At 72.4% G+C, this 25,489-nt stretch carries 23 protein-coding genes; 15 read left to right on the forward strand and 8 right to left on the reverse strand.

The genetic code is table 11. From position 1 onward, the window contains the following. Positions 1–5 precede the first annotated feature (5 nt). The 5 genes from ACTWPW_RS08420 to ACTWPW_RS08440 all read right to left on the reverse strand — a co-directional run bounded on the left by ACTWPW_RS08420 (position 6) and on the right by ACTWPW_RS08440 (position 5,907). Positions 6–629, reverse strand: coding sequence for a hypothetical protein (locus ACTWPW_RS08420; RefSeq protein WP_443168355.1), 624 nt, complete (start codon positions 627–629; stop codon positions 6–8). Next, positions 602–2,200: a protein kinase domain-containing protein gene (locus ACTWPW_RS08425; RefSeq protein WP_443168356.1), complete on the reverse strand. Its 1,599-nt coding sequence runs from the start codon at positions 2,198–2,200 to the stop codon at positions 602–604. Before ACTWPW_RS08425 ends, ACTWPW_RS08420 begins: the two co-directional genes overlap by 28 nt. 130 nt (positions 2,201–2,330) lie before the next feature. Next, entirely contained in the window at positions 2,331–3,710 is a 1,380-nt protein-coding gene (locus ACTWPW_RS08430; RefSeq protein ID WP_443168357.1) for a DUF1116 domain-containing protein, read from the reverse strand. After that, positions 3,707–5,056, reverse strand: a complete 1,350-nt coding sequence (locus tag ACTWPW_RS08435; protein ID WP_443168358.1) for an FdrA family protein — start codon at positions 5,054–5,056, stop codon at positions 3,707–3,709. The genes ACTWPW_RS08430 and ACTWPW_RS08435 overlap by 4 nt, the downstream gene beginning before the upstream one ends. Continuing rightward, positions 5,053–5,907: a DUF2877 domain-containing protein gene (locus ACTWPW_RS08440; RefSeq protein ID WP_375115508.1), complete on the reverse strand. Its 855-nt coding sequence runs from the start codon at positions 5,905–5,907 to the stop codon at positions 5,053–5,055. The genes ACTWPW_RS08435 and ACTWPW_RS08440 overlap by 4 nt, the downstream gene beginning before the upstream one ends. A gap of 130 nt (positions 5,908–6,037) precedes the next feature. Between ACTWPW_RS08440 and ACTWPW_RS08445 the strand changes: the two genes are divergently transcribed. The 10 genes from ACTWPW_RS08445 (at position 6,038) to ACTWPW_RS08490 (ending at position 16,487) form a co-directional block, all read left to right on the forward strand. Next, positions 6,038–7,636, forward strand: a complete 1,599-nt coding sequence (locus ACTWPW_RS08445) for a PucR family transcriptional regulator ligand-binding domain-containing protein (protein ID WP_375115507.1) — start codon at positions 6,038–6,040, stop codon at positions 7,634–7,636. Positions 7,637–7,647: 11 nt separating this feature from the next. Further along, positions 7,648–7,851: an RNA-binding S4 domain-containing protein gene (locus ACTWPW_RS08450; RefSeq protein ID WP_375115506.1), complete on the forward strand. Its 204-nt coding sequence runs from the start codon at positions 7,648–7,650 to the stop codon at positions 7,849–7,851. A 111-nt stretch (positions 7,852–7,962) separates the two neighbouring features. Continuing rightward, positions 7,963–9,288 (forward strand): uracil-xanthine permease family protein, encoded by a 1,326-nt coding sequence (locus ACTWPW_RS08455; RefSeq protein WP_375115505.1) that lies wholly within the window; start codon positions 7,963–7,965, stop codon positions 9,286–9,288. 138 nt (positions 9,289–9,426) lie between these two features. Beyond that, complete coding sequence (locus ACTWPW_RS08460) at positions 9,427–10,839, forward strand: uracil-xanthine permease family protein (protein ID WP_375115504.1); 1,413 nt, start codon at positions 9,427–9,429, stop codon at positions 10,837–10,839. Then, the gene (locus ACTWPW_RS08465) at positions 10,836–11,678 is read left to right on the forward strand and encodes an FAD binding domain-containing protein (protein ID WP_443168359.1); all 843 of its coding nucleotides are present in this window, start codon (positions 10,836–10,838) and stop codon (positions 11,676–11,678) included. The genes ACTWPW_RS08460 and ACTWPW_RS08465 overlap by 4 nt, the downstream gene beginning before the upstream one ends. After that, entirely contained in the window at positions 11,668–12,147 is a 480-nt protein-coding gene (locus tag ACTWPW_RS08470; RefSeq protein ID WP_375115502.1) for a (2Fe-2S)-binding protein, read from the forward strand. Before ACTWPW_RS08465 ends, ACTWPW_RS08470 begins: the two co-directional genes overlap by 11 nt. Continuing rightward, the gene (cutA, locus tag ACTWPW_RS08475; protein ID WP_375115501.1) at positions 12,144–14,504 is read left to right on the forward strand and encodes an aerobic carbon-monoxide dehydrogenase large subunit; all 2,361 of its coding nucleotides are present in this window, start codon (positions 12,144–12,146) and stop codon (positions 14,502–14,504) included. Before ACTWPW_RS08470 ends, cutA begins: the two co-directional genes overlap by 4 nt. A gap of 30 nt (positions 14,505–14,534) precedes the next feature. Next, entirely contained in the window at positions 14,535–15,548 is a 1,014-nt protein-coding gene (locus ACTWPW_RS08480; protein WP_443168360.1) for a leucine-rich repeat domain-containing protein, read from the forward strand. Between the two features lie 49 nt (positions 15,549–15,597). Then, positions 15,598–16,023 (forward strand): hypothetical protein, encoded by a 426-nt coding sequence (locus tag ACTWPW_RS08485; RefSeq protein WP_375115499.1) that lies wholly within the window; start codon positions 15,598–15,600, stop codon positions 16,021–16,023. A 47-nt stretch (positions 16,024–16,070) separates the two neighbouring features. Beyond that, a complete protein-coding gene (locus tag ACTWPW_RS08490) occupies positions 16,071–16,487 on the forward strand; it encodes a hypothetical protein (protein WP_375115498.1) in 417 nt (138 codons plus the stop codon). Positions 16,488–16,502: 15 nt separating this feature from the next. Here the strand turns inward: ACTWPW_RS08490 and ACTWPW_RS08495 are convergent, their stop codons facing one another. Both ACTWPW_RS08495 and ACTWPW_RS08500 read right to left on the reverse strand, forming a co-directional pair. Then, a complete protein-coding gene (locus tag ACTWPW_RS08495; RefSeq protein WP_443168361.1) occupies positions 16,503–18,788 on the reverse strand; it encodes a PQQ-dependent sugar dehydrogenase in 2,286 nt (761 codons plus the stop codon). 137 nt (positions 18,789–18,925) lie between these two features. Further along, the gene (locus ACTWPW_RS08500; RefSeq protein ID WP_375115496.1) at positions 18,926–19,966 is read right to left on the reverse strand and encodes a LacI family DNA-binding transcriptional regulator; all 1,041 of its coding nucleotides are present in this window, start codon (positions 19,964–19,966) and stop codon (positions 18,926–18,928) included. Between the two features lie 102 nt (positions 19,967–20,068). Between ACTWPW_RS08500 and ACTWPW_RS08505 the strand changes: the two genes are divergently transcribed. Genes ACTWPW_RS08505 through ACTWPW_RS08525 form a run of 5 tightly spaced genes read left to right on the forward strand, consistent with a single transcriptional unit; the run spans position 20,069 to position 24,610 of the window. After that, complete coding sequence (locus ACTWPW_RS08505) at positions 20,069–21,298, forward strand: amino acid ABC transporter substrate-binding protein (protein ID WP_443168362.1); 1,230 nt, start codon at positions 20,069–20,071, stop codon at positions 21,296–21,298. Further along, the gene (locus tag ACTWPW_RS08510) at positions 21,292–22,173 is read left to right on the forward strand and encodes a branched-chain amino acid ABC transporter permease (RefSeq protein WP_443168363.1); all 882 of its coding nucleotides are present in this window, start codon (positions 21,292–21,294) and stop codon (positions 22,171–22,173) included. The genes ACTWPW_RS08505 and ACTWPW_RS08510 overlap by 7 nt, the downstream gene beginning before the upstream one ends. Then, positions 22,157–23,146, forward strand: coding sequence for a branched-chain amino acid ABC transporter permease (locus tag ACTWPW_RS08515; RefSeq protein WP_375115493.1), 990 nt, complete (start codon positions 22,157–22,159; stop codon positions 23,144–23,146). The genes ACTWPW_RS08510 and ACTWPW_RS08515 overlap by 17 nt, the downstream gene beginning before the upstream one ends. Then, entirely contained in the window at positions 23,143–23,886 is a 744-nt protein-coding gene (locus ACTWPW_RS08520) for an ABC transporter ATP-binding protein (protein WP_375115492.1), read from the forward strand. Before ACTWPW_RS08515 ends, ACTWPW_RS08520 begins: the two co-directional genes overlap by 4 nt. Next, on the forward strand, positions 23,879–24,610 hold the full coding sequence (locus ACTWPW_RS08525) for an ABC transporter ATP-binding protein (protein ID WP_375115491.1): 732 nt from the start codon (positions 23,879–23,881) through the stop codon (positions 24,608–24,610). The genes ACTWPW_RS08520 and ACTWPW_RS08525 overlap by 8 nt, the downstream gene beginning before the upstream one ends. On the opposite strand, the gene cydB is transcribed toward ACTWPW_RS08525, so the two are convergent. After that, positions 24,603–25,487 carry a cytochrome d ubiquinol oxidase subunit II gene (gene cydB, locus ACTWPW_RS08530; protein WP_443168364.1) on the reverse strand — a complete coding sequence of 295 codons (885 nt, stop codon included), beginning with the start codon at positions 25,485–25,487 and terminating at the stop codon, positions 24,603–24,605. The genes ACTWPW_RS08525 and cydB overlap by 8 nt on opposite strands. Positions 25,488–25,489: the final 2 nt, after the last annotated feature.

The raw sequence follows: 25,489 nt of genomic DNA on the forward strand, positions 1-25,489 counted from the left end.
ATACGTCAGGTGGTCTGCCGGAACGTGTCCAGGAACACCTTGCGGGTGTCCGCCTGGTCGTCCCACTTCAGCTCGGGCAGGTCGAACGTGATCTTGAAGGCCGCGGTGTCGCCGATGGAGACGTACCTCGCCAGGGCATGCATCGGGACGCCGTTGGGGGTGGTGTAGGTGTACTCCCAGTCGGCCGCCTGCCAGCTCCGGTAGTCCACGGCCTGCAGCTGCACCTGGATGTAGCTCTCCAGGCCGCCGTCGGCCTCCTGGCGGCCCAGCTCCGACAGCCCGCCGTCGGCCTGCGGGGTCGCCCGCTCGACCAGGATCCGCATGCCGGAGTCCTTCGGCCCGCTGAACGTGGCCACGCCGCCGGAGGTCGCGAACTTCCAGTCCTCGGGCACGGCGGCGACGAACCCGGAGCCGGTGTGCTCCTGGTAGCCGTCGGGCGCGGCGGACGGCTTGGTGTCCTGCCGGCCGGTCGTGGCCTCCTCGCCGGCCCCCTCGCTGGCCGCTGTCGTGGCGGTGGGCGCGACCTCGGGAGACCCGCCGGTCATGATGATCATCACGGCGCCCACCACGACGGCCACCGTCAGCAGCGCGCTGATGATCGTCAGTGGCGTGGGCCGCCCGTCGCGCATCCAGGGGCCGTCGTCGTCCTCCGGCCGGCGCCGGCTCTTGCCCGTGCGCGGGCCGGCGCTGGGCAGGGTGGCCAGGCGGTTGCGGCCGATGTCCCGCGACAGGTCGCGGGACTGCTCGCGCAGGTCGTCGGCCGAGGCCAGCGGCCAGGGGGTGGCGCCGGAGGAGGTGCGGCTGTCCGTGGTGAGCGGCAGGATCGGCTGGGGGTGCGGGCCCGACGCGAGGTCGAGGTCGTCGTCGGCGTCGCGCCCGACCCTGGGGCCGGGGGCGCGCCGAAGGGCTGCTGGGGGCCTGACGGGCCGGCCAGGGAGTCGTACCCCCGGGGTTGCGGGCCCGACTGGCTCGCCAGGGAGTCGTACCCGCGGGGTTGCGGGCCCGACGGGCTGGCCAGGGAGTCGTACGCGCCGGCCATGGAGTCGTACGCGCGGGGCAGCGGCGGCAGCTGGTCGGTGCGGTGGCTGCCGGACGGGCTCGTCAGCCCGTCGTAGGGCATCGAATAGCCGCCCGACGGGCTGTTCAGCGGGTCGTACGGCACGCGCACCGGGCCGGAGGGCGTCTCGACGATCCGCGACGGCATCGGCCCCGACGGGGTCTCCAGCGGCGGCAGCAGCCCGGCGGGAGTGGGGTCGGCCTGGCTGGGCAGCGTCTCCGGCGTGCGCGGCCTGGGCGCGCCGTGCGCGCGCAGCACCGTTTCCAGCATGTCGATGACCTGAGTCGAGGTCAGCCGCTCGGCCGGGTTCTTGCGCAGCAGGCCCTCGATCACCGGCATCAGCGAGCCGGCCCGCTGCGGCCTGATCGGGTCCTGGGTGAGCACCGCGCCGAGCACCGCGACCGGGTCCGGCCCCTCGTAGGGCGGGCGGCCCTCGACCGCGGCGTACAGGGTGGCGCCGAACGACCACAGGTCGGCCGCCTGGGTGATCGGCTGCCCGGACAGGCGCTCCGGCGGAATGTACGCGGGCGACCCCATGAGCAGCCCGGTCTGCGTGATCGTGACGTCGCCCTCGATGGCCGCTATCCCGAAGTCGGTCAGCACCACCCGGTCGGAGGTCAGCAGCACGTTGCCCGGCTTGATGTCGCGGTGCAGGATCCCCGCGGCGTGGGCGTGCCGGACCGCGTCGAGCACGCGGATGCCGATCTCGGCGGCCTGGATCACCGGGAGGGGCCCGCTCTGGCGGACGGCCTGCTCCAGGGACCAAGCCCGGACCAGCTCCATCACGATCCAGGGCCGGCCGTCCTCCTCGACCACGTCGTGCACGGTCACGATGCCGGGGTGCGTCAGCCGCGCGGCCGACCTGGCCTCGCGCAACATGCGCCGGTGCGCCACCTGTTTGCCCGCGTGGTCCAGCCCGTACGGAAGGATCAGCTCCTTGACCGCCACGTCGCGGTCGAGCAGCACGTCGTGAGCGTGCCACACCATACCCATGCCGCCCCTGCCGACAGGCGACATCAGTCGGTATCGCCTGCCGATCAGGCGACCCTGGCCCTGCGGAGCGCCCCCTGCGGCTCCTCCCTCCGAGCCGGGCCCGCTGAGCAAGCGGTCGGCTGCCATGTTCCCGCCCCCATCTCGCCTCATCCGTCACGTGCGTCTTCAACGCTACTTGCAGATTGTGAGGATCGTTACGATATCGGCGGGGAATGCCCAAGGGAAGCTGATGTTGCCTTACATCGGCAATGACGTGGGGATATGCCACCATTCAAATGGATCACTTAATCGAATCGGCCAAGGCGAGCAATGCCGTGGTGAACGCCTCGACAGGTGGCTTGACCAGGCCCGCACCGACTTGTCCCGTTCCTGGGACGCGCCCTGCGATGCCGGTGTTGACCACGGGCAGCAGGCCCGTTCGGGCCACGAGCGTGACGTCGATGCCCACTGGAGTGCCGCGGAAGCCGAGCCCGGGAATCTGGTAGGCGGGGTGCTCGGCGAGCGTGATCTCGTACATGGAGCGCGTGGCCCGCACCGCGTCGGCCACCTCGCCGCCCACGAAGCGCACGATGGCCGGTGACGCCGCCATCGCGAACCCGCCCAGCCCCGACGTCTCGGTGATCGTGGAGTCGCCGATGTCCGGGTTGGCGTCGGCGGGGCCGTACGTGCCGAGGTAGAGCCCGTCGGGCACCCCGGCGGGGCCGGTGAACCAGCGCCCGCCCAGCCCCGACACCTGGACGCCGAAGTCGGTGCCGTTCCTGGCCATGGCCACGACCAGGGAGGAGCCGGGGACGTCGCGGGCCGCGTCCGTGCTGACCTTGGCCGCGGCCATGCCGGCGTTGAGGAAGAAGTGGTCGTTGCCGTTGATGAAGCGCAGCACCGCGGCCGCGTCGCCGGGGGCCGCCTCGACCACGGCCGGGGCCAGCTCGCGCAGCAGGAGCGAGGTGGCGGCGCGGTTGCGGTTGTGCAGCTCGTCGCCCATCTGCAGGGCCTGCGCCATCATCGAGCGCAGGTCGATCGGGCCCGTGCGCTCCAGCGCTCCCGCCAGGGCCGGGCCGAGCACCCGGTCCATCCAGCGCAGCCGGTCGAGGACCTCGGGGCCGTACGCGCCGTAGCGCAGGACCTTGCCCAGTCCCTCGTTCAGCGAGCAGTAGGCGGTGCCGCCGTGCTCGTCGTCACGTACCTCGAACAACCACATGGACGGGCTCACCACGCCCGCCATCGGGCCCACGGTGGCGTGCTCGTGGCAGGGCCGCAGCGCGACGGCGCCCGCCGCGAGCCGGTCGGCGGCGTCGCGCTCGTCGGCCGCGCGCTCCTCCAGCAACATCGCGCCGATCAGCGCGCCGCGCATGGGGCCGGACGCGCGCTCCCACGAGATGGGCGGCCCCGCGTGCAGGAACGTCCCCTCGTCGAGGACCTCCGACGCCCGGCGCACGCCCACCAGGTACGGGCGGGCGGAGGTCAGCCGGCCCACGGCCAGCTCGTTGGCCTCCTGCCGGCGCGGATCGGCCAGCACCCTGGCCAGGGCCTCGGCGGTGCCCGGCAGCGGCGGCCGCCAGGACACCGGGGTCGTCGGCACCGCCTGCGCCCGCAGCGCCTCGTCCAGCAGCCCGGCGCCGACGGTGATCACCCGCGGCGGGGCGTCGATCAGGGTGGTCACAGCAGGCTCCTGGCGTGGCGGGCGGCCTGGGCGTTGGAGGTGAACACGGCCGCGCCCGCCTCGCGGAAGGCGGCGGCCTGACGGTGCAGGTCCTGCGGGTCGCCCTCGGTGCCGATCAGCGCGATCACGACGGTGGCCGGGGTGCGGGCGACCGGGTGGGCCAGCGAGGCGGCCGGGTCGGGGTCGGCGCCGTGGCCCAGGACGACGTCCATGAGCACCACGTCCGTCTCCCGCGCGCCGGCCAGGGCCTCCACGCGCAGGGTGGGGTCGATCATCGGGTGTGCCCTTCCCCTGGTGTAGGCGTCGTCGCCGTAGTCCACGAAGTCGCCCTGCCCGGCCACCAGGGCGGCCTCCGCGCTGAGCGTGCCGCCCGCGTACAGGCCCCTGATCCGCTTGCCCGCCGGGCGGGTGCCGCGCCAGGCCGGCCAGGCGGGCCACTCGGGAACGGGCCTGCCGAGGGCGCGCAGCGCGCGCTCGGTCGCCTCCGTGAGGTCCGGGGCCCCCTCCGCCAGCAGGGCGCGCACCACCGGCGTGCGCAGCGGCTCCGCCTCCAGGGCCCGCGCCACCTCGGGGGACGGCGGCTTGGAGACGAGCACGATCAGCTCGGTGGCCGGGTCGTCGTCCAGCATGCGCAGGGCGCGCCGCGTGGACAGGCCGCCCACCTCGGCCGACAGGTCCCGGCCGCCGACGCCCAGCACGTGGCTCACCCCGGTGCCGGCCCAGTCGAGCAGGCACGTCACCTGCTGCGCGCCGGTGCCCGAGGCGGCCACCACGCCGACCGGGCCGGGCGTCAGGACGTTCGCGAAGCCGAGGCCGGTGCCGCCGATCACGGCGGTGCCGCAGTCGGGGCCCATGACCAGGAGGTCCTTGGCCTCCGCCAGCTCCTTGAGCCGGCGCTCGTGCTCCACGGTGACGCCGTCGCTGAAGATCATGACCGGCAGGCCGGCCTCGATGGCGTCCAGGGCCTCGAAGAAGGCGTACTCGCCGGGCGTCGAGATCAGGACCAGGTCCGCGTGGGCCCGGGCGGCCGCCGAGCGGGTGGTCAGCGGCGGCTGGTCCTCGGGCGCGGCCTGCGTCCGGTGCGACTCGGTGAGCCGGCGGTCGGCCTCCGCGACGGCCGCGTCGGTGTCGTGGGCGCGTACGGCGATCAGCAGGTCGCCCGGGTCGGCCTCCGGGACGCCGAAGCCCAGGTCCCGCAGGATCGAGACGTTGAGCTCCGTCGCCATGGCGACCATGGCCGCCTCCACGCCGGGCAGCTCCGACAGGGCGCGGCTGACCCGCATGAGGGTGACGGAGTCGTGGTAAGCACCCCTCCGTACCAGCACCGCCTGCGGGAGGCCGCTCATCGCGACCCGCTCAGGGCGTGCACCGCGCGCACGCCGATGGCGATGCCTTGGGCCAGGTCCGCGCCCGAGGTGTGGCCGAGGCGGTGCAGGCGGCGCAGCGCCGGGTCGAGCGCCTGGCGGCCGGCCACGCCGCGCAGCACCGCGATCACCTCCGGGCTGGCCTCGCCCCTGGCCGCGCAGTGCAGGAGGGTGGCCGAGATGGGCGTCGTACGCGTGCGCGCGTCGAACGTGACGGTCGCCGCCAGCCAGTCCGCCAGCCAGACCGCGCGGTCCACCCCCGCCGCCGCGCCCAGGTGCCGCAGCGCCACGAGCAGCCCCGCCAGCACGTCGTCGCCGCTGGGCGTCAGCCCCGGCCCCAGCCCCACGAGCTGCTCCGCCGCCGTCACCGCGCCCAGCAGCCAGCCCTTCGCGCAGCTGCTCGCGAGCATGTCCACGGCGCCGTTGCCGGCCAGCCCGGCGCCCGGCGGCTCGCCCAGGTGGGCCGCCGCCCGCGCCAGCCGGGCCGGATCGAGCCGGCCCAGCGGCGGGGACGGATCCCACCAGCGGCGCACGCTCAGGCTCAGCGGGCCCAGGTCGATCACGCGGTCGCCCACCGAGGCGTCGTCACCCACCGTGACGTTCGGCAGCGGGGTCGCCAGCAGCACCGAGTTGGGCAGCCGGGTGGCCTCGCCCGTGATGACGGCGATCACCGAAGGCTCCAGCTCGGTCCTGACCTCCAGGTACACGCCCTCGGGGAACGCGGCGAGCACGCGCGCCGGGCGTCGCTGGGACTCCAGCACGGGCCGCACCGCCGTGCTGGCCGCGCCCGTCACGTGGGTGCGAGAGCGCCGTGCATGAGTACTGACCGTCACCGGACCTCCCAACCGACCTTGGACCTGACCGTAGAACGGCCGGTGAACCCTCCGTACGGGTAAATTTGCCAACAGTCAGCGGGAAGGTTGGCTCTTCCTGACAGACGGCTTCCGGGGTCACAATTCCCACATGGAGCCCCCCGTCCGTCTTGCCAGCACCGGCACGATCATCCACGGCGTGTCCGTCGGAGAGGTGCTGGGCGTGTCCACCCTCGCGGAGGCCAGGCTGATCGCGGGTGAGAGCGGGCTCGGCCGCATCGTCCAGCGGCTCAACGTCATGGAAGTGCCCGACATCCTGGCCTGGGTCAAGCCGCACGAGCTGCTGCTCACCACCGGCTACCCGCTGCGCAACACGCCGCAGTCGCTCGGGCGGCTGGTGGCCGACCTGGACGAGCGCGGGCTGGCCGCGCTGGCGATCAAGCTCGGCCGCTACGTGGACGAGCTGCCCGACGAGATGGTCGAGCAGGCCGACCGGCTCGGCTTCCCGCTCATCCTGCTGCCGAACGACGTCGGCTTCGACGACATTCTCAACCAGGTGCTGACGGACATCCTCAACCGCCAGGCCGCCGTGCTCGCCCGCGCCGAGGAGGCGCACCGGGCGCTGGTGCAGGTGGTGCTGGCCGGGGGCGGGCTCAACGAGGTCGCCGCCGAGGTGGCGCAGCTCCTCGACGTGTCGGTGGCGGCCGTGGACGGCTCGGGCCGCGTGCTGGCCACCGCCGGTCCCGACGACCACGTGACGGTCCTGCGCGAGTCCATCTCCCGCGAGGGGCCGCCCACCTCGCCCGCGGGCCGGGCCCGGTCGTTCGCCTCGGTTCCCGTGCTGGCCGGCGGGCACCACCACGGCCGGATCGTGGCCTACAGCCCGTCGGGGGCGATCAGGGACAGCGACGTCGGCATCCTGGAGCGCGCCGCCACCGTGGCGGCGCTCGTCGTCACCCGGCAGGAGGCGGTCAACGCCGTCGAGAGCAAATACCGCGCCGACTTCCTGCGCGACGTGCTCACCGGCCGGGCCGGCACGGCGGAGCGGATCACCGCACGGGCCAGGGCGTTCGGATGGGACCTGGCGCGTGCCGTGACGGTGCTGGTGGCCGAGCTCGACCCGGACGGCGACGAGCGCAGCGCGCAGGACCGGCTGGTGTCGTGCTGGACCGCGGCGATCAGGCGGCACGACCCGCGCGGGGCGGTGGCGGGGTTCTCGCACGAGGTGGTGGCCGTGGTGGACGCCTCGATCGACGCCGCCCGGGTGGCCAAGGACGCCGCCTCGGCCTTCGCCGACGTGCCGCCCGCCACGTTCTCGACCGGCACCTCGCGGCCCAGCCCGGGGGCCGAGGCGCTGCCGGAGGCGTACTCGCAGGCGCTGAAGGCGGCGCGGGTGGGGCGGCAGCTGCACGGGCCCGGGGCGGTGGCCCACTTCGACCAGCTCGGGGTCTACCGGCTGCTGTCGCTGGTCAACGACACGGAGGAGCTGCACGCGTTCGTACGGGAGACGCTCGGGCCGCTGGCCACCGACGACGACGCCGAGAACGCCGACCTGCGGCGCACGCTGCAGGCGCTGCTGGAGACCAACCTGAACGTGGCGGAGACGGCGCGGCGGCTGCACTTCCACTACAACACGCTGCGCTACCGGATCGGGAAGCTGGAGCGGCTGCTCGGCAACTTCACCGACGACCCCCACCTGAGGCTCAACCTGACGCTGGCCCTGCACGTGCTGCGGATGCGGGGCATCTAAGGTGTGGGGTCGTGGACTTCGAACTGCGCTCTGAATTCATCCCGCTGTGTGACCTGCTGAAATATTGCGGGATCACGGAGACGGGAGGCATGGCCAAGCACCTCATCGCCGAGGGCATGGTGCTGGTGGACGGTGAGGTGGAGCTGAGGAAGCGGGCCAAGATCCGGGCCGGGCAGGTGGTCAGCGGCGAGGGGTTCTCGATCAACGTGGCGTAGGCCGTTGATCGGCGCCCGGCGGCACCGGCACCCATCGGCACCCTCTATTGTGCTCTCCGACACAGGTAGGAGACATACCCGCTGGTCAGGCGGGAGATAGAGGGTACGGGCGTGGCATTCGGGTGGAAGGTGCACGGCGATGGGAAGCGCCTGACGCCAGGTGAGGTGGTCAAGCCGGACGAGCGGCTGAGCTGGCCCAGGATGGTGGGGATCGGGGCGCAGCACGTCATCGCGATGTTCGGCGCCACGTTCGTGTTCCCGCTCGTCATGGGGCTGGACGCCAACCTGGCCGTGATGATGTCCGGGGTCGCGACGATCCTCTTCCTGCTGATCGTGAAGGGGAGGATCCCGAGCTACGTGGGGTCGAGCGCCTCCTTCGTCGGGGCCGTGGTGGCGATCAGGGCGGCCGGGGGAGGTGACGCGACCGTCACCGGGGCGCTGCTCGTGGTCGGGGTCGTGCTGGCCCTGTGCGGGTACGCCATCCACCGGCTGGGCGTCGGCGTCATCCACCGGGTGTTCCCGCCCATCGTGACCGGTGGGGTGGTGATGCTCATCGGGTTCGGGATGGCGTACGTGGCGGCGGACGTCTACTGGCCGAAGGATCCGTGGGTGGCGCTGCTGACGATGGCGGCGACGTTCGTCTTCATCGGGCTGTTCCGCGGGTTCCTCGGGCGGATCGGGGTGCTGCTGGGGCTGGTGTTCGGGTTCCTGCTGTCGTGGGTGTGGGACCTCGTCGGGGGGAAGATCCTGGCGCCGGACGACAGCGGGAAGGTGACCGAGCACTTCCGGGTGAACCTGGACGCGGTCGCGCAGGCCGACTGGGTGGGGCTGCCCTCCTTCCACGGGCCCGTGTTCGAGGTGTCGGCGATCGTGCTGGTGCTGCCCGTGGTGATCGCGCTGATCGCCGAGAACGTGGGGCACGTGAAGGCCGTGGGCGAGATGACGGGGACCGACGTCGACGCCTACATGGGCCGCGCCGTGCTCGCCGACGGGGTCGGGACCGTGGTCGCCACGTCCGTGGGCGGCTCCGCCACCACCACGTACGCCGAGAACATCGGGGTCATGGCGGCCACCAAGGTCTACTCCACCGCCGCCTACTACATCGCCGCGGCCATCGCGATCCTGTTCGGGCTCTGCCCCAAGTTCGGCGCGCTCATCGCGGCCACGCCCGGCGGGGTGCTGGGCGGGGTGACGACCATCCTGTACGGCATGATCGGCCTGCTCGGCGCCAAGATCTGGATCGAGAACCGGGTGAACCTGTCCGACCCGGTCAACCTCGTCCCCACCGGCGCGGGGATCATCTGCGCCATCGGGCCCGTCGCGTTCCCGATCACCGGCACCTTCGCGCTCAGCGGCATCGCGCTCGGCACCATCGTGCTGCTGCTCGGCTATCACCTGCTGCGCGTCACCCGCAGGTCGCCCGCACAAGTGAGCTGACCCCCGTGTGCGCGAGCTTCTCTCTGGTCGGCGGGGCAGATTTGGCAGATCATGCCCGTGTAGGAGCGTCCCATCGGGCCTAATGTGCCCGCAACGGAACGTGTCGCCGGCACAGCGCCCAGTGCAAGAGGGGCTCGCATGGTTATGGGATGGACCAAACACGGTGACGGGAAGCACCTGGCACCCGGTGAGGTGGTCAGGCCCGACGAGAGGCTGACCTGGCCCCGCATGGTGGGGTTCGGGGCGCAGCACGTGGTCGCGATGTTCGGGGCGACGTTCGTGTTCCCCCTGGTGATGGGGCTGGACCCGAACGTCGCCATCATGATGTCGGGCGTCGCGACGATCCTGTTCCTGCTGATCGTGAAGGGGAAGGTGCCCAGCTACCTGGGCACCAGCGCGTCCTTCGTGGGCGGCGTGTTCGCCATCAGGGCGGCCGTCGGCGGCGACACCGCCGGCGCGGACGCCGTCGTGACCGGCGCCATCCTGGTCGCCGGGTTCGTGCTGGCGCTGGCCGGGCTCGCCATCCACTTCCTCGGCGTGGGCATCATCCACCGCGTCTTCCCGCCCGTGGTCACCGGCGCGGTCGTGATGCTGATCGGGTTCGGGCTGGCGTTCGTGGTGGCGGACGTCTACTGGCCGCAGGACCACTGGGTGGCGCTCGTCACGATGCTGATCACGTTCGTGGTGATCGTGGCGTTCAAGGGGTTCATCGGGCGGATCGGGGTGCTGATCGGGCTCGTCGCCGGGTTCCTGCTGTCGTGGGTGCTGGACCGGACGGCCGGGCAGATCACGTCCGTGCTGCCGAGCGCCAACCTGCGGGACGCGGCGGGGGCGAGCTGCCCGGTCGAGGGCACGTACTGCGTGGCGACGGCCTTCCCGCACGACCGGGTGAACTTCGAATCGGTGGCCTCCGCGCCCTGGTTCGGGCTGCCCAGCTTCCACGCGCCCGACTTCAGGACCTCGGCCGTGCTGCTGGTGCTGCCCGCGGTCATCGCGCTGATCGCGGAGAACATCGGGCACGTCAAGGCCGTGGGCGAGATGACCGGGACGGACGTGGACCCGTACGTGGGCCGGGCCGTGCTCGCCGACGGCGTCGGCACCGTGGTCACCAGCGCCGTCGGCGGGTCGCCCACCACGACCTACGCCGAGAACATCGGGGTGATGGCGGCCACCAAGGTCTACTCGACGGCCGCCTACTACATCGCGGGCGTCATCGCGATCGCGTTCGGGCTCTGCCCGAAGTTCGGGGCGCTGGTCGCGGCCACGCCGGGCGGCGTGCTCGGCGGCGTGACGGTGATCCTGTACGGCATGATCGGGCTACTGGGCGCGAAGATCTGGATCGAGAACCGGGTGAACTTCGCCGATCCCGTGAACATGGTTCCGATCGGCGCGGGCATCATCCTGGCCATCGGACCTGTGCAGCACTTCATCGGCGGCGACTTCACCCTTGAGGGCATCGCGCTCGGCACGCTCGTGGTGCTGGGCGGATACCACCTGCTGCGCGCCATCGCCGGGCGCAGCCCCGAACAGGTCAGGAGCCAGACCGGGTGAAGCCACCGCCGTTCGAGTACCACGCTCCCCGCGACCTCGGCGCGGCGCTGCGGACGCTCGCCGAGGTACGCGGGAAGGTGCTGGCCGGCGGGCAGAGCCTCATCCCGATGCTCAACATGCGGCTGGCCGCGCCCGAGCACCTCGTCGACATCAACCGGATCCGCGAGCTGGCCGGGATCGAGGTGACGCCGGCGGGCGTCCGGGTCGGCGCGCTGGTCCGGCACTCCGAGGCCGAGCGGGCCGGGGCGCACCCGCTGCTCACCAGGGCGCTCAAGCTGGTCGCCCATCCCGTGATCCGCAACCGGGGGACCGTGGTGGGCAGCCTCGTGCACGCCGATCCGGCCGCCGAGCTGCCCGCCGTGCTCGCGGTGCTGGGCGGGAACGTGCGGGTGGCGCGCTGGGACGGCGCCGGACCGGGTGGCGGCGTCCGCACGCGGGACGTGCCGGCCGCCAAGTTCTTCGTCGGGCCCATGGAGTCGGCGGTCGGGCCGGGCGAGCTGGCCGTGTCAGCATTTTTCCCGGCATTGGGGGAAGGGGACGGGATCGCGTTCGAGGAAGTCGCGCGCCGGCACGGGGACTACGCGCTGGCCGGGGTCTGCGCCGTCGTCACGCCCGGCGGGCCGGCGAGGCTCGCGTGCATCGGGGTGGGGCCCGTTCCCGTCGTCGTGGAGCTGGAAGAGGCCGACTGGGGTGCGGCGGCCCAGGCCGTGCGGGAGGCGACCGAGCCGGACGGCGACATCCACGCCTCAGCCGCCTACCGCAGGCATCTGGTGGGCGTGCTGGCCGAGCGGGCGCTGCGGAACGCGGCGCGGGAAGGGGTGGCGGCCCGTGGAGCATGAGATCACGCTCGTCGTGAACGGCACGGCCAGACGGGTGCGCGTCCCGGCGCGGCGGCTGCTGTCCGACTGCCTGCGCCACGACCTGGGCCTGACCGGCACCCACGTGGGTTGCGAGCACGGCGTCTGCGGCTGCTGCACGGTGCTGCTCGACGGGCAGCCGGTACGGTCCTGCCTGACGTTCGCCGTGACCGTGGACGGCGCCGAGATCACCACCGTGGAGGGGCTCGCCCCCGGAGCCGGCCTGCTGTCGCCGGTGCAGCGGGCGTTCGCCGAGTGCCACGGGCTGCAGTGCGGGTTCTGCACGCCGGGCTTCCTGTGCACGGTGACCGCCCTGCTGCGGGAGAACCCGGCCCCCACGGAGGAGGAGGTCCTGGAGGGCATCTCCGGCAACCTGTGCCGCTGCACCGGCTACCAGAACATCGTCAAGGCCGTCCACCGGGCCGCCGAGCTGCTGGCGGAGGAGACATGACGACGAGGCTGTTCGGCGAGCCCGTACAACGGCGGGAGGACCCCCGGCTGCTCACCGGTCAGGGCCGCTACCTCGACGACCTGGGCAGCGACGCGCTCGCGGCGGCGTTCGTGCGCTCGCCGCACGCCCACGCCCGCATCCGGGACATCGACGTCGCGGCGGCGCTCGACGTGGAGGGCCTGGTCGCCGTCTACACCTGGGAGGACCTGCCCGAGCGGGTCGGCCGGGCGCTGCCGCTGCTCATCCCGCACCCGGCACTCACGCACGGCCGCACCGCCTACCCGCTGGCCAGGGAGGTGGTCAGGCACGTCGGCGAGCCGGTGGTCATGGTCGTGGCCGCCGACCGGTACGCCGCCGAGGACGCTTGCGCGCTCATCGAGGTCGACTACGAGGTGCTCAAGCCCGTCGTCGGCCTGGAGGAGGCCGTCCAGGGGGCCCAGCTGGTGCACGAGGACGTGCCGGGCAACATCGGCGCCCACCTCGTCCAGGAGGTCCCCGCGGCCGACGGGCGCGGCGCCAGGGAGGCGATCGAGGCCTCCCCCCACACGCTCGCCTTCCGGCTCGACATCGAGCGCAGCGCCAGCATGCCGCTGGAGGGCCGGGGCGTGTACGCCCGCTGGGACGGCCGCGACCTGCGCGTCTACTCCAGCACCCAGACCTCCACGAGCGTCCGCATGGCCGTGGCCGCGGCGCTCGGGCTGCCTCTGCCGCAGGTCGAGGTGATCGCGCCCGACGTGGGCGGCGGCTTCGGGGTGAAGATCGTGCACCCGTGGCCCGAGGAGGTGCTCGTCCCGTGGGCGGCCATGACGCTCGGCCGCGAGATCAAGTGGGCCGAGGACCGCCGCGAGCACTTCATCTCCTCCGCGCACGAGCGGGGGCAGGTGCAGCACGTGCGGGTGGGGTTCGACGACGACGGGCGCGTGCTGGGGATGGACGTCACGATCCTGCACGACCACGGCGCCTACACCCCTTACGGGATCATCGTCCCGATCGTCACCTCCACGCAGCTCCTGGGGCCGTACAAGCCGGGCTCCTACCGGGTCGAGTTCACCGCCGTCTACACCAACACCGTGCAGGTCACCCCCTATCGCGGGGCCGGGCGGCCGCAGGGCGTGTTCTGCATGGAACGCACGATGGACAAGATCGCCCGTTACCTGGGCAAGGACCGGACGGAGGTACGGGAGGTCAACTTCATCCGGCCCGACGAGTTCCCGTACGACCAGGGCATGACGTTCCAGGACGGGCGGCCGCTCATCTACGACAGCGGGGACTACCCGGAGATGCTCCGCATGATCAAGGAGCTCATCGGCTGGGACTCCTTCGAGCGGCGCCCCGGGCGGGGCATCGGGATCGGGTGCTACGTCGAGGGCACCGGCGTGGGGCCGTACGAGGGCGGGCACGTGCAGATCACCTCCGACGGCCGGGTGCACGTCTCGACCGGCCTGACCTCGCAGGGGCAGGGCCACGAGACCGCGTTCGCGCAGATCGCGGCCACCGAGCTGGGCGTGCCCATCGAGCGGGTCAGCGTGGTCACCGGCGACACCCGCAGGTTCGGCTACGCGGTGGGCACCTTCGCCTCCAGGGCGGCCGTCGTCAGCGGCAACGCCATCGCCCTGGCCTGCCGCAAGGTGCGCGCGAAGGCCCTGCGCATCGCCGCCGAGGCACTGGAGGCGAACCCGGCGGACCTGGACATCGCCGACGGCCTGGTGCACGTGGCCGGCTCGCCGTCCGCCTCCATCCCGCTGTCCACGGTGGCGGTGCTGGCCAACCCGCTGCGCTACGCCTTCGACGAGGAGACGGCCAAGGCCACCCAGTTCTCCGGTGCGGCCTCCCCTGACCGGCCGCCGATCGCCGAGGGCGAGGAGCCCGGGCTGGAGGGGCGGGACTACTACTCGCCGATCAGGTCCACGTTCGCGGCGGGCATGCACGCGGCGATCGTCGAGACCGACCCGGACACCGCCGAGATCAGGGTCGTCAGGTACGCGGTCGTGCACGACTGCGGCCGGCTGATCAATCCCATGATCGTCGAGGGTCAGATCCACGGCGGCGTGGCCCAGGGCATCGGCGGCGCCCTCTACGAGCGCATGGTCTACGACCAGCACGGCCAGCTCGTGAACGCCTCCTTCATGGACTTCCTCATGCCGTACGCCACCGAGATCCCCCACATCGAGACCGGCCACCTGGAGACCCCGTCGCCGCTCAACCCGCTCGGCATCAAGGGCGCGGGCGAGGCCGGCGTGATCCCCGTCTCCGCCGTCATCGCCTCCGCCATCGAGGACGCCGAGGGCTTCGAGATCGACCGCATGCCCATCTCCCCGTCCGAGCTCTTCGACCTCCGGATAGCCCGTACGCGGTGATCGCGACCGGCCGCGTGGGATCATGGGGCCATGCGCGCGCCCGACTCCGGCCTGACCGCCTTCCCCGCCGTCCCCGACAACGTCCGGCTGATCGACCTGGCCTGGAACGCGATCGCCGAGGTGCCCGGCCGGGTGGCCGGGCTCGCCGCGCTGGAGGAGCTGCGGCTCGACGGCAACGGCCTGCGCGCGCTGCCCGACCTGTCCGGGCTCACCGCGCTGCGCGCGCTGCACCTCGACGGCAACGCGCTGACGTCCTTCCCCGGCTGCCCGCCGAACCTGGAAACCCTCTACCTGTACGGCAACCGCCTCGCGGAGCTCCCCGACCGCCTCCCCGGCACACTCCGGCACCTCGCGGCGGGCGCGAACGGGCTGACCGCGCTGCCCGCCTCGCTGTGGAAGCTGACCGGGCTCGAATCGCTCAACGTGGCCCAGAACGCGCTCACCGAGATCCCCGCCGCCATCGGCGGGCTGACCCGGCTGCGCATGCTCGACCTCGGCCACAACCGGCTCACCGAGATCCCGCCGGAGCTCGGCGACCTGCCGCTCACCGACTACCTCTACCTCAGCGACAACCTGTTCACCGAGGTGCCCGAGTCGATCGGGCGGCTGGACCGGCTGGCCTACCTCAACCTGACCGACAATCGCATCGCCCGCCTGCCCGACTCCATCGGTTCCATGGCCGCGCTGGTGGAGCTGCGGCTCTACAACAACCGGCTGGAGGCGCTGCCGGGGACGATCGGCGGCCTGACCCGGCTGCGCGAGCTGCACCTACAGGGCAACCGGCTGCGCGAGCTGCCGGAGACGCTGCCCGCCGGGCTGCGGCACCTGGACCTGCGCGCCAACCGGCTGCGCCGGCTGCCCGAGACGTTGCCCGCCGGCCTCAGGCAGCTCGACCTGCGCGAAAACCGGCTGCGGGAGCTGCCGGAGAGCCTGGCCGAGACCCTGCCCGGCCTGGAGAAGCTGGATCTGCGGTGGAACAAGCTCGACGGCGAGCCCGAGGTGCTGCGCCGGCTGGCGGCGCGGGGCTGCGTCGTCCTGAGGTGAACCCGGTCTCGCGGTGAACCGGGGCGGGTGGGGCTGCGTACCCTCGCACATGACGACATTTCCACGTCTGGCCGCTTTCGCGCTGCTGGCCGGACTGGTCGCCGGCTGCTCCTCCGGGGGCGGCTGGAGCGACTACGTCGCAGCAGGCAAGTCCCAGCCCGCCAACGCCGCCCCCCTCACCGTCGAGCAGCTCTCCGCCAAGGTCGGTTGCCAGCCGAAGATGCAGGTCGACGCCGAGGAGGTGCGCACGGCGTACTGCAAGACCCAGGACGGCGAGTTCTTCGTCAACACGTTCGCGACCGAGAAGCTCAAGGACGAGTGGATGGACCGGGCGCCGGAGTACAACCCGCACCTCGTGGGCCCGCGCTGGACCGTGCTGGGGCCGCTGAAGGTGCTGGAGGCGATCAGGGGGCCGCTCAACGGCGACCTGCACCTGACCGACCACCGGGTCTCCCAGACGCCGACACCTAAGTAGCCGGTCTGGGTCTGAACCGCCGCGCGGGGTGCTGCGTACCTCCGCACATGACGACAATTCCACGTCTGGCCGCTTTCGCGCTGCTGGCCGGACTGGTCGCCGGCTGCACCTCCGGGAGCGGCCACGACCACGTCGCAGCAGGCGGACAGGCCGGGCCCACCCCCCTCACCGTCGAGCAGCTCTCCGCCAAGGTCGGCTGCTCGCCACGCATGCAGGTCAACGCCGCCGAACTCCGTACCGGGTACTGCAAGACCCCGGACGGCGAGTTCTTCGTCACGACGTTCCAGAGCCAGGCCGGTAAGGACGCCTGGATGGACGCCGCCCCCGAGTACAACCCGCACCTGGTCGGCAGCCTCTGGACGGTCCTGTCCAGCCGCAAGGTGCTCGATCTGCTCAAGGAGCGGCTCGGCGGCGACCTGCACCTCACCGACCACCGGACCAAGAAGATGCGGGTCGTCGGCTGACGCCCGCAGGCCCGGCTATCGGCTGCGGACGAGCTCGTACTGGGCCCTGACCTCGCCGGCGGTGGCCACCCGGTCCAGGAACATCAGGCCGTCCATGCGGCAGTCGCACGGGTTCTGCTCCCTGGTGTTCTGCGGGTAACTGCCGCCGATCTTGATGCCTCTGGGGTCGGTCGCCGAGGTGACGTCGGGCTCCGGATCGCCTTCCAGCCCCCACGGGTCGCCGGCCACCGTGCGGAAGCCGTCGAGCGGGCGGCCGTCGCGGTAGAGGCGCATCGTCCCGGTGTCGAAGTCGAACGTCGCGGCGAGGAACACCCACCGGTCGCGCGGCAGGATCTCCTGCCACGGCCGGTTCGCGGCGAACGTCTGGGAGGCGGCCCCGTCCACCCTCCTGGCCAGCGCCACCACCCGGAGCTCGCCCTCGACCGTGATGAGCTCCAGCAGCGCCCGCACGTCGTGGCCCTGCGAGTTGCCGCTGAGCACCCCCGCCAGGCCGATCGCGTTGTAGCGGTCGGCGGGGTCCGGGGTGTTGGAGTTGGGCGCGGGGCCCGCGCCCAGCATCTTGAACCAGCCCATGACGGTGGCGCCCCGGACCGCGTTGAAGGCGCGCAGGGTGGGCACGCCGGGCTCGGTGTGGACGCCGGCCTTCCAGTCGTCGTTGCCCGCCGTGGCCGGATCGACCTGCCGGGTCTCCAGGGCGTTCGTGCTGCCCCGGTACGCGCCGTCCGGGACGCGCATCGCGGCGCCGCCGTTGACCAGGGCGATGGCGGTGCCGGACAGGCCCTGGTCCTGCTCGCGGGCGGGGTCGCCGGGCAGCGGGTGCTCGAAGTCGTACGCGGCCACCAGGTTCGGGCGGAACGAGGGCAGCACCCCGGAGGGTGCGTAGGCGGCCCCGGTGACCTTCCAGATCCTGCCGTCGGCCTTGGACAGCACGTACAGCTCGCCCGCGCGGTCCTGGCCGAAACGCAGGTCCACCCGGGCGCTGCCGGCTAGGTCGGGCATGGTCACGGGCTGGCCGGCGGCGTCCACCAGGCGCGGCTGGTAGATCGTGGCCCGGCCGGCGTCCTCGCGCATGTGGGCGGCGACGGTGTAGAAGATCCGGCCGTCCACGATGTCGCCGAACAGGTATTTGCCGTACAGGAGCGGCAGCCGCCCGCCCCGGTAGACGAACCCGCCGACGACGGCGTGGCCGCTGTCGGCGTTGCAGGGGTGGCCGGGCGGCGGGTCGTGGTCGTAGGCGGCCACCGGGTACGTGTAGCCGTACCGGGCGTCGTCCTCCGGCAGCGGGTAGAGGTGGCAGCGGTCGGCCCTGTCGAAGACAAAGGCGCCCTCGCGCTCGCTCCACCCCAGGTTGTCCCCGGGGCCCACGTCGTAGACGGCCTCGATGGCGTGCTCGCCGATGTGGCCGAGGAGCAGCTGGCCACGGTCCCAGCTGAAGCGGTGCGGGTCGCGCATGCCGTAGGCGTAGATCTCGCCCAGCTTGCCCTCCTGCCCGGCGAACGGGTTCGAGGCGGGGACGCCGTACCTGCCGGTGGGGCTGACGGGGTCGATCCTGAGGATCTTGCCCTGCGGGATGGCCAGGTTCTGCGGGTCGTCGCTGGAGGCGCCCCGCCCGCCGTCGCCCGCCGCGACGTAGAGCAGGCCGTAGTCCGGGTCGCCCGGGCGGGCCGCCGGGTTGAAGTCGATCTGCTGGATGCCGTGGATCTGGCCGGAGAAGCCGAGCCTGAGCACCTCCCTGCGGGCGCCGGAGAAGACGCCGGCGCCCGGGTCGGCGGCCGTCCACTCGGTGATCACGCCGTGGAACCTGGTGCCCGGCTGGGGCGGCAGGTCGGGGGTCTTCGTGGTGAGCGCGGCGCCCCACTCGGTGTGGACGGTGTAGAACCGCCCGTTCGACCCGAACTCGGGATGGAAGGCGGCGAAGCCGAACCCGCTGCCCAGGCCCCGGCCGGAGACGAAGTCGGGCGCGAACGCGGCGGCCACGTCCAGGTACTCCTTCGGCCGCCGGTCCTGGCCGAGCAGGTAGAGCTTGCCGTTGAGGTCGTTGACGTACCGGCGGTGGGAGCCGTCGGGCAGCTCGCCCAGGTAGTTGATCCTGGCCCAGCGCACCAGCCGGGGGTCGGTCGGCTCCGGGATCGTCCAGGTCTTGGGGAAGGAGGCGAACTCCTCCAGGGTCAGCGTGAGCGCCGACGGGGTGGGCTGCTCGGGGATGGGGTCGTCGATCGGGACCGGCTCCGCGGCGGCGGCCGGGGGCGCGCACAACGCGATCGTCAGGAGGGCGGCGGCGAGGATGCGAAAGGCGGGCATCGGGGGGTCCTCTCGCGGGCGCCCCGGAGGGCGAAAGCGCTTTCGGGACTTTCGGATCGTAACCCGGCGCGGAGGACTGTCAAGAGCGCCGTCAGAGGCCCGCGTCCGCAACCGGTGCGCGCGTCAGGAGGCCCGGGTCAGGGGCGTGGCGCGGCGGTGGAGGCCCTGACCACCAGCTCGTGCCCGGTACGCCGGCGGCGCGGGCGCGCGGCGGGCGGTTTGAGCACCAGCTCCAGCGCCTGCCTGCCCATGCCCACCATGGGCAGCCGGACCGTGGTGAGCGCCGGATAGACGTCCCGCGCCACCGGCACGTCGTCGAAGCCGGCCACCGAGATCTCCCCGGGCACCCGGTGCCCGTGGTTGAGCAGCCACGACAGCGCGCCCACCGCCATCGGGTCGTTCAGCGCCACCACCGCGGTCAGCTCCGGGTGCGCCCGCACCAGCCGGGCGGCCGCCGCCGCGCCGCCCTCCCTGGTGAAGTCCCCGTGCACCACCGGGACCGACCCCCAGTCGAGCCCGGCCGCGCCGAACGCCGTGCGCAGCCCGGCCAGCCGGTCCTCCACCGTGGTCAGGTTGGGCGGGCCGCCGAGCACGCCCAGGCGGCGGTGGCCCAGGTCGAGCAGGTGGCGCATGAGCGTGGCCCCGCCGGCGGCGTTGTCGGGCAGCACCGCGTCCACCGGCAGGTGGTGCCGGCCGATCACCGCGACCCGGCCGCCGGCCGTGGTGAACGAGCGCACCTCGGCCGCGATGTCGGCCTCGGTGGCCGCCTCGACGTAACCCGAGCCGGCCAGCACGATCGAGGTCACCCGGTGGGCCCGCAGGGCGCGGATCCTGGCCAGCTCGGCCCGCGGGTCGCGCTCGGTCTGGCTGATCAGCGCCAGGTAGCCGCGGCTCTCGGTCTCGCGCAGCACGCCCCTGGCGATCTCCCCGAAATAGGGGTCGCCGACGTCGTGCACGATCAGCCCGACCATGGACGCCTGCCCGCCGGCCAGCGCCCGCGCGTGGCTGTTGGGCACGTAGCCCACCTCGGACGCGATCGCCTGCACGTGCGCCGCGACCTGGGCGCTCACCCCCGTGCTGCCCGTCATGGCGCGCGAGGCCGTGGCCAGCGAGACGCCGGCGGCCCTGGCCACGTCGACCAGGCGGGGCGGAGAGTGCGGGGAAGGTCGCTCTGCCATGCGGTGCGCACCCCCTTGTACGGGGCTGAATCCCGTGTAATCGTAACCGAAAGCGCTTACGAAAGCGCTTTCGTTCCACCTCTTCTGACGGGGGTCTCCTCGATGGCAAGAGTCCGCAAGAGCCTGGCGATCATCTCCGTCTGCGCCTTAGGGCTGACCGCGTGTGCGAAGACCGACGAACCCGGCGCGGCGCAGTCGCCGGGCCAGCAGCAGGGGCCGGTGAAGATCGGCATCTCGCTCCCCCTCACGGGCGACTTCTCCGAGCCCGGCAAGGGCATCCAGGAGGGATACCAGGTCTGGGCCGACCGGGTGAACGCCAAGGGCGGCCTGCTCGGCAGGAAGGTCGAGCTGATCTTCCGTGACGACGCCTCCGACCCCAACCGGGTCAGCTCCGACTACGAGTCCCTCATCACCCAGGACAAGGTCAACCTGGTCTTCGGGCCGTTCTCCTCGCGCCTGGTGATCCCCGCGGCGAAGGTCGCCGAGTCGTACGGCATGTTGTTCGTGGAGCCCGCGGGGGCCGCCGCCGAGGTCTTCGAGCAGGGCTTCAAGCGGCTGTTCTACGCGGCCCCGGCCATCGCCGGCGACCACTACAACTACCTGGCCGACTACCTCATCAAGCTGCCGGCCGACCAGCGGCCCAAGACGGCGGCGTACGCGAGCCTGGACGACCCGTTCGCCCAGGGCACCGCGTACGGGCTGCGGGACAAGCTGGCCGCAGCCGGGATCAAGACGGTCGTGGACGAGGTGTACCCGCCCGAGACGACCGACTTCGCCCCCATCGCCGCCAAGATCGCCGCCGCCGAGCCGGACCTGGTCGTGGGCGGCACGCAGTTCGAGGACTCGGTCGGCCTGGTGCGCGCGCTGCAGGAGCTGAAGGTGCAGCCCAAGCTGGCGGCGTTCTCGACGGGGCCGACGCTGGCGGAGTTCCCCACCGCGGTGAAGGGGGCGGTCGAGCACATCGTCTCGCCCGTGGGCTGGTCGGCCACCGCCTCGTTCACCGGCAACCAGGACATGGTCAAGCGCTACAAGGAGATGTTCGGCGGCGAGGCCAACGAGGACGCGGCCAACGGCTACACCGTCGGCCAGATCGTCGAGGCCGCCGTGACCGCGGTCAAGTGCGTGGATCCCACCAAGGAGTGCCAGGACAAGCTGGCCGCGCATATCAGGCAGGGCACGTTCGACACCGTCGTGGGGCCGCTGTCCTTCGACGACCAGGGGCGCCCCGAGCAGGCGCACATGATCCAGCAGTACGTCAAGGGCAAGATCGAGATCGTCCTGCCGGAGCAGGCCAAGACCGCCTCCATCGTCTATCCCAAGCAGGAATGGTGAACCTGCTCCTGCAGGGGCTGGCCCTGGGCGTGCTGACCGGCGGGCTCTACGCGCTGCTGGCCTCGGGCCTGTCGCTGTACTTCGGCGTCATGCGGGTGGTCATGGTGGCGCACCCGGCGTTCCTGTTCCTGGCCGCCTATCTCACCTACACCGTGCACGCCACGCTCGGCGTGGACCCGTTCCTGGCGCTGCCGCTGATCGTGCCGCTGTTCTTCGCGCTGGGCGTGGCGGTGCAGCGGCTGCTCATCGCCCGGCTCGCGCCGGAGAACCTGGCAATGATGTCGGTGCTGCTGACGTTCGGGATCGCGCTCACCATCGAGGGCCTGCTCGGGACGTTCTACACGGGCTCCTACAAGTCGGTCAGCATGGAGTACGCCACCAGGTCGCTGACCGTCGGCGGCGTGCACCTCCCGTACGACAAGATCATCGCTTTCGGGGTGGCGGCGCTCACCCTCGCGGTGCTGTTCGCGGTGCTGATCAGGAGCAGGTTCGGGCAGGCGCTGCGGGCCACGATCCAGCACCGCGAGGCGGCCCGGCTGGTCGGCATCCAGACCGAGCGCGTGGCCGGGTACGGATTCGGCGTGGGTCTGGCCACGGCCGCCGTGGGCGGGACGGTGCTGGCGCTGATCACGCCGTTCTTCCCCGCCTCCCACTGGGTGTGGATCGGCAAGCTCATGGCCATCATCGTGGTCGGCGGCCTCGGCAGCGTGGTGGGCGCGGCCCTGGCGGCCGTCCTGCTCGGCGTGGTCGAGGGCGTCGTGCTGGTCACCGTGGACGCCACCTGGGCCACGATGATGTTCTACGTCTTCCTCTTCCTGGCCCTGCTCGTCCGCCCCCAGGGGCTCTTCGGAGGCCGGCTTGCGCACCGTTTCTAGGGGGCTCCCGCTGCTGGTCGCCGCGCTGGCGATCGCCTATCCGTGGCTGGTGCCCAACTACTACCTGGTGTACGCGGGCGCGCTGACCGTCATGTACGCCGCCATGTCCACGTCCTGGAACCTCCTGGGCGGTTTCACCGGCTACGTCTCCCTCGGCCACTCGGCGTTCTTCGGCCTGGGCGCGTACGGCACCGGCCTGCTCGTCGTGCGCCTGGGCGTCCCGTGGGTGGTGGCCCTGCTCGTCTCGGCGCTGCTCGTCACGCTGTTCGCGGTCGGCGTCGGCATCGCCGCGGTACGGGTGCGCGGCGCCTCGTTCGTGATCGTCTCCATCGCGCTCGTGTCCATGATGAACCTCGTCGTGCAGGGCTGGCGCTCGCTGACCGGCGGCTCCACCGGGCTGCAGGTGCCCTCGCCCTTCCCCGACCTGCACCGGGGTCAGACGCACGTGGTGTTCTTCTACCTGTTCCTGGCGCTGCTCGGAGTCGCGCTGCTGTCCTGGTGGTACGTCTCCCGCTCCCGCTTCGGCGCGGGCCTGCGGGCCATCAGGGAGGACGAGGACAAGGCCGAGTCGCTGGGCGTGCCCACGGGGGCGTACAAGGTGGCGGCGTTCGCCCTGTCCGCGCTGTTCGTGGCGCTGGCCGGCGGGCTCTACGCGGTCTGGTTCGGCAGCCTGGACCCGATCTTCGTCTTCTCGATCCTGATCGGCTCGTACATGGTGCTCATGAGCCTGCTCGGTGGCGTCAGGCACCTGTTCGGGCCGCTGCTGGGGGCGCTCATCGTGGCGCCGGCGGGGGAGTACTTCCTGATCGCGCTGGGCGAGACGCAGATCCACCTGACCGCGACCGGCCTGGTGCTCGTGCTGGTCGTGCTGTTCATGCCGGACGGCATCCTCGCTCGTCTCGTCAGGAAACGGACGGGCCCCTCCATCCCGGACGAGAGCGCCGACCAGCGACTGCAGGGGGTGGCCCGGTGACGGTCACAGGGAGCTCGCTGCGGACCGAGGGGCTGACGAAGTCGTTCGGCGGCGTGCTGGCCGTGAGCGGCGCCACCGTCGAGCTGCGCGACGGGAAGATCAACGGGCTGATCGGGCCGAACGGCTCGGGCAAGACCACGTTCTTCAACATCGTCACCGGCATGATCAGGCCCGACTCGGGGCGGGTGCTCTACCGCGACCGCGAGATCACCCGGCACTCGCCGCACCGGATCGCGCACGCGGGCATCGGCCGCACCTTCCAGCTCTGCCGGATCTTCCCCCGGCTGACCGTGCTGGAGAACATGCTGGTCGCGGTGCGCCGTACCCGGCTGCGCGAGCTGCTGGCCGGGCTGCGCGACGCGGGCGAGGTCGAGCGGGCCCGCCACTGGCTGCGCCGCATGGGCATCGAGCACCTGGAGGAGGCCGAGGCCCGCGACCTGTCCTACGGCCAGCAGAAGCTGCTCGAACTGGCCGCGGTCCTGATGGCCGAGCCGGACCTGGTGCTGCTCGACGAGCCGGCCGGCGGGGTCAACCCGGCGCTGATCGACCGGATCGTGGGCCTCGTCCGCGATCTCAACGCCGAGGGCCGCACGTTCCTCGTCGTCGAGCACAACATGGACATGGTGATGGGCATGTGCGACCACGTGATCGTCTTCGACCGCGGCGCGCCCATCGCCGAAGGTCCGCCGTCGCTGGTGCGGGAGGATCCGCGGGTGCTGGAGGCGTATCTCGGTGTCTGAGGTCGTACTGTCTCTGGAGGACGTCGTCGCCGGGTACGGCAGGGCCGCGCCGGTGCTGCGCGGGCTGAGCGTCACCGTCCGCGCCGGCGAGGTCGTCTGCCTCGTCGGCCCGAACGGGGCCGGCAAGTCCACCGCGCTCAAGGTCGCCAGCGGCCTGCTCGCGCCCAGGTCGGGCCGGGTGGTGCTGGCCGGGCGGGACGTGGCGGGCCTGTCGCCGCAGCGGCTGCTCGGCCTGGGCCTGGCCCACGTGCTGCAGGGGCACAGCGTGTTCCGCGAGATGACGGTGGCGGAGAACGTGCGGCTCGGCGGCTACACCGTCCGCGACCAGGCCACGCTGAACGCCCGGATCGAGGCGGTCAAGGAGCTGTTCCCGGTCGTGGCCGAGCGGTGGGGGAGCATGGCCGGGCTGCTGTCGGGCGGGCAGCAGAAGCAGGTCGAGTTCGCCCGCGCGCTCATGCTGGAGCCGTCCGTGGTGCTGCTCGACGAGCCCTCGATGGGGCTCGACCCGCGCAACACGCAGGTCGTGTTCGACCGGATCGACCTCATGCGCAGGACGGGGGTCGCGGTGCTGCTGGTGGAGCAGAACGCGCGCCGGGCCCTGGAGATGGCCGACATCGGCTGCGTGCTCGACCTCGGCCGGGTGCACATCTCCGGACCCGCCCGCGACCTGGCCGCGGACCCCCGCCTGGGCCGCCTCTACCTGGGCGGGGCGCCCGCTAGCTGACGGCCCCCACCCTGACCCGCTTCCTGAACACCCAGTACGTCCACCCCTGGTAGACCAGGACGAACGGCAGCGCGATGAGCCCGATCCAGCTCAGCACGGTCAGCGTGTACGGGCCGGAGGCCGCCTCCGCCAGGGTGAGCCCGGACAGCGGCCGCACCCGCAGCTCCATGAAGAGCGCCAGCGTGGCCAGCACGATGGCGCCCGCCGTGGCCGCGAACGCCCAGCCCTCCCTGCGCCGCCAGATCAGCGCCGTGGCCGCGGCCAGCGCCGCCATGGAGGCCAGCGCGGGGGCCGTGCCGAGGCTCGACAGGGCGAACACGGCCACCGGGATGGTCACGGCGCCGGCCGCCACGGCCACGGTCCTGGCGCGGCGGCGGACCGGGCCGGTGGTCTTCAGCGACAGGAAGACCGCGCCGTGCAGGATGCACACCGCCAGCGTGAACCCGCCGCCGAGCAGGGCCGCGGGCACGCTGTCGTGGAGCAGGTCGGCGAAGACCGCGCCCCACAGGAACGCCGGGAGCGCGCTGCCCACCACGATGCCGAGGTCGCACCAGACGGGGTTGGTCACCTTGCCCCGCCACTCCAGGCCGACCCCGCGCACGATCAGGCCCACCAGGATCAGCGTCACGGGCAGGTAGAAGGCGCTGAACACGCCCGCGTACCAGGCCGGGAACGCGGCGAACATGGCCCCGACGGCGGTGATCAGCCACACCTCGTTGCCGTCCCACACCGGGCCGATGGTCTCCAGACCGGCGCGCTGCTCGGCGGCGTTCCTGCTCACCAGCGGCGCCAGCAGGCCGACGCCGAAGTCGAAGCCCTCGAGGACGAAGTAGCCGGTCCAGAGGAAGGCGATGATGGCGAACCACAACTCGATCATTG

Source organism: Nonomuraea sp. KM90, from assembly GCF_052246675.1.
In the GTDB taxonomy this organism is placed as follows: Bacteria; Actinomycetota; Actinomycetes; order Streptosporangiales; family Streptosporangiaceae; genus Nonomuraea.

Excerpts from the sequence above, each read along its gene's own strand:
- cydB (WP_443168364.1), bottom strand. The coding sequence starts at position 25,487 with ATGATCGAGTTGTGGTTCGCCATCATCGCCTTCCTCTGGACCGGCTAC.
- ACTWPW_RS08425 (WP_443168356.1), bottom strand. The coding sequence starts at position 2,200 with ATGAGGCGAGATGGGGGCGGGAACATGGCAGCCGACCGCTTGCTCAGC.
- ACTWPW_RS08485 (WP_375115499.1), top strand. The coding sequence starts at position 15,598 with ATGACGACATTTCCACGTCTGGCCGCTTTCGCGCTGCTGGCCGGACTG.
- ACTWPW_RS08510 (WP_443168363.1), top strand. The coding sequence starts at position 21,292 with ATGGTGAACCTGCTCCTGCAGGGGCTGGCCCTGGGCGTGCTGACCGGC.
- ACTWPW_RS08490 (WP_375115498.1), top strand. The coding sequence starts at position 16,071 with ATGACGACAATTCCACGTCTGGCCGCTTTCGCGCTGCTGGCCGGACTG.
- ACTWPW_RS08505 (WP_443168362.1), top strand. The coding sequence starts at position 20,069 with ATGGCAAGAGTCCGCAAGAGCCTGGCGATCATCTCCGTCTGCGCCTTA.
- ACTWPW_RS08500 (WP_375115496.1), bottom strand. The coding sequence starts at position 19,966 with ATGGCAGAGCGACCTTCCCCGCACTCTCCGCCCCGCCTGGTCGACGTG.
- ACTWPW_RS08420 (WP_443168355.1), bottom strand. The coding sequence starts at position 629 with ATGCGCGACGGGCGGCCCACGCCACTGACGATCATCAGCGCGCTGCTG.
- ACTWPW_RS08480 (WP_443168360.1), top strand. The coding sequence starts at position 14,535 with ATGCGCGCGCCCGACTCCGGCCTGACCGCCTTCCCCGCCGTCCCCGAC.
- ACTWPW_RS08460 (WP_375115504.1), top strand. The coding sequence starts at position 9,427 with ATGGTTATGGGATGGACCAAACACGGTGACGGGAAGCACCTGGCACCC.
- ACTWPW_RS08445 (WP_375115507.1), top strand. The coding sequence starts at position 6,038 with ATGGAGCCCCCCGTCCGTCTTGCCAGCACCGGCACGATCATCCACGGC.
- ACTWPW_RS08495 (WP_443168361.1), bottom strand. The coding sequence starts at position 18,788 with ATGCCCGCCTTTCGCATCCTCGCCGCCGCCCTCCTGACGATCGCGTTG.
- cutA (WP_375115501.1), top strand. The coding sequence starts at position 12,144 with ATGACGACGAGGCTGTTCGGCGAGCCCGTACAACGGCGGGAGGACCCC.
- ACTWPW_RS08435 (WP_443168358.1), bottom strand. The coding sequence starts at position 5,056 with ATGAGCGGCCTCCCGCAGGCGGTGCTGGTACGGAGGGGTGCTTACCAC.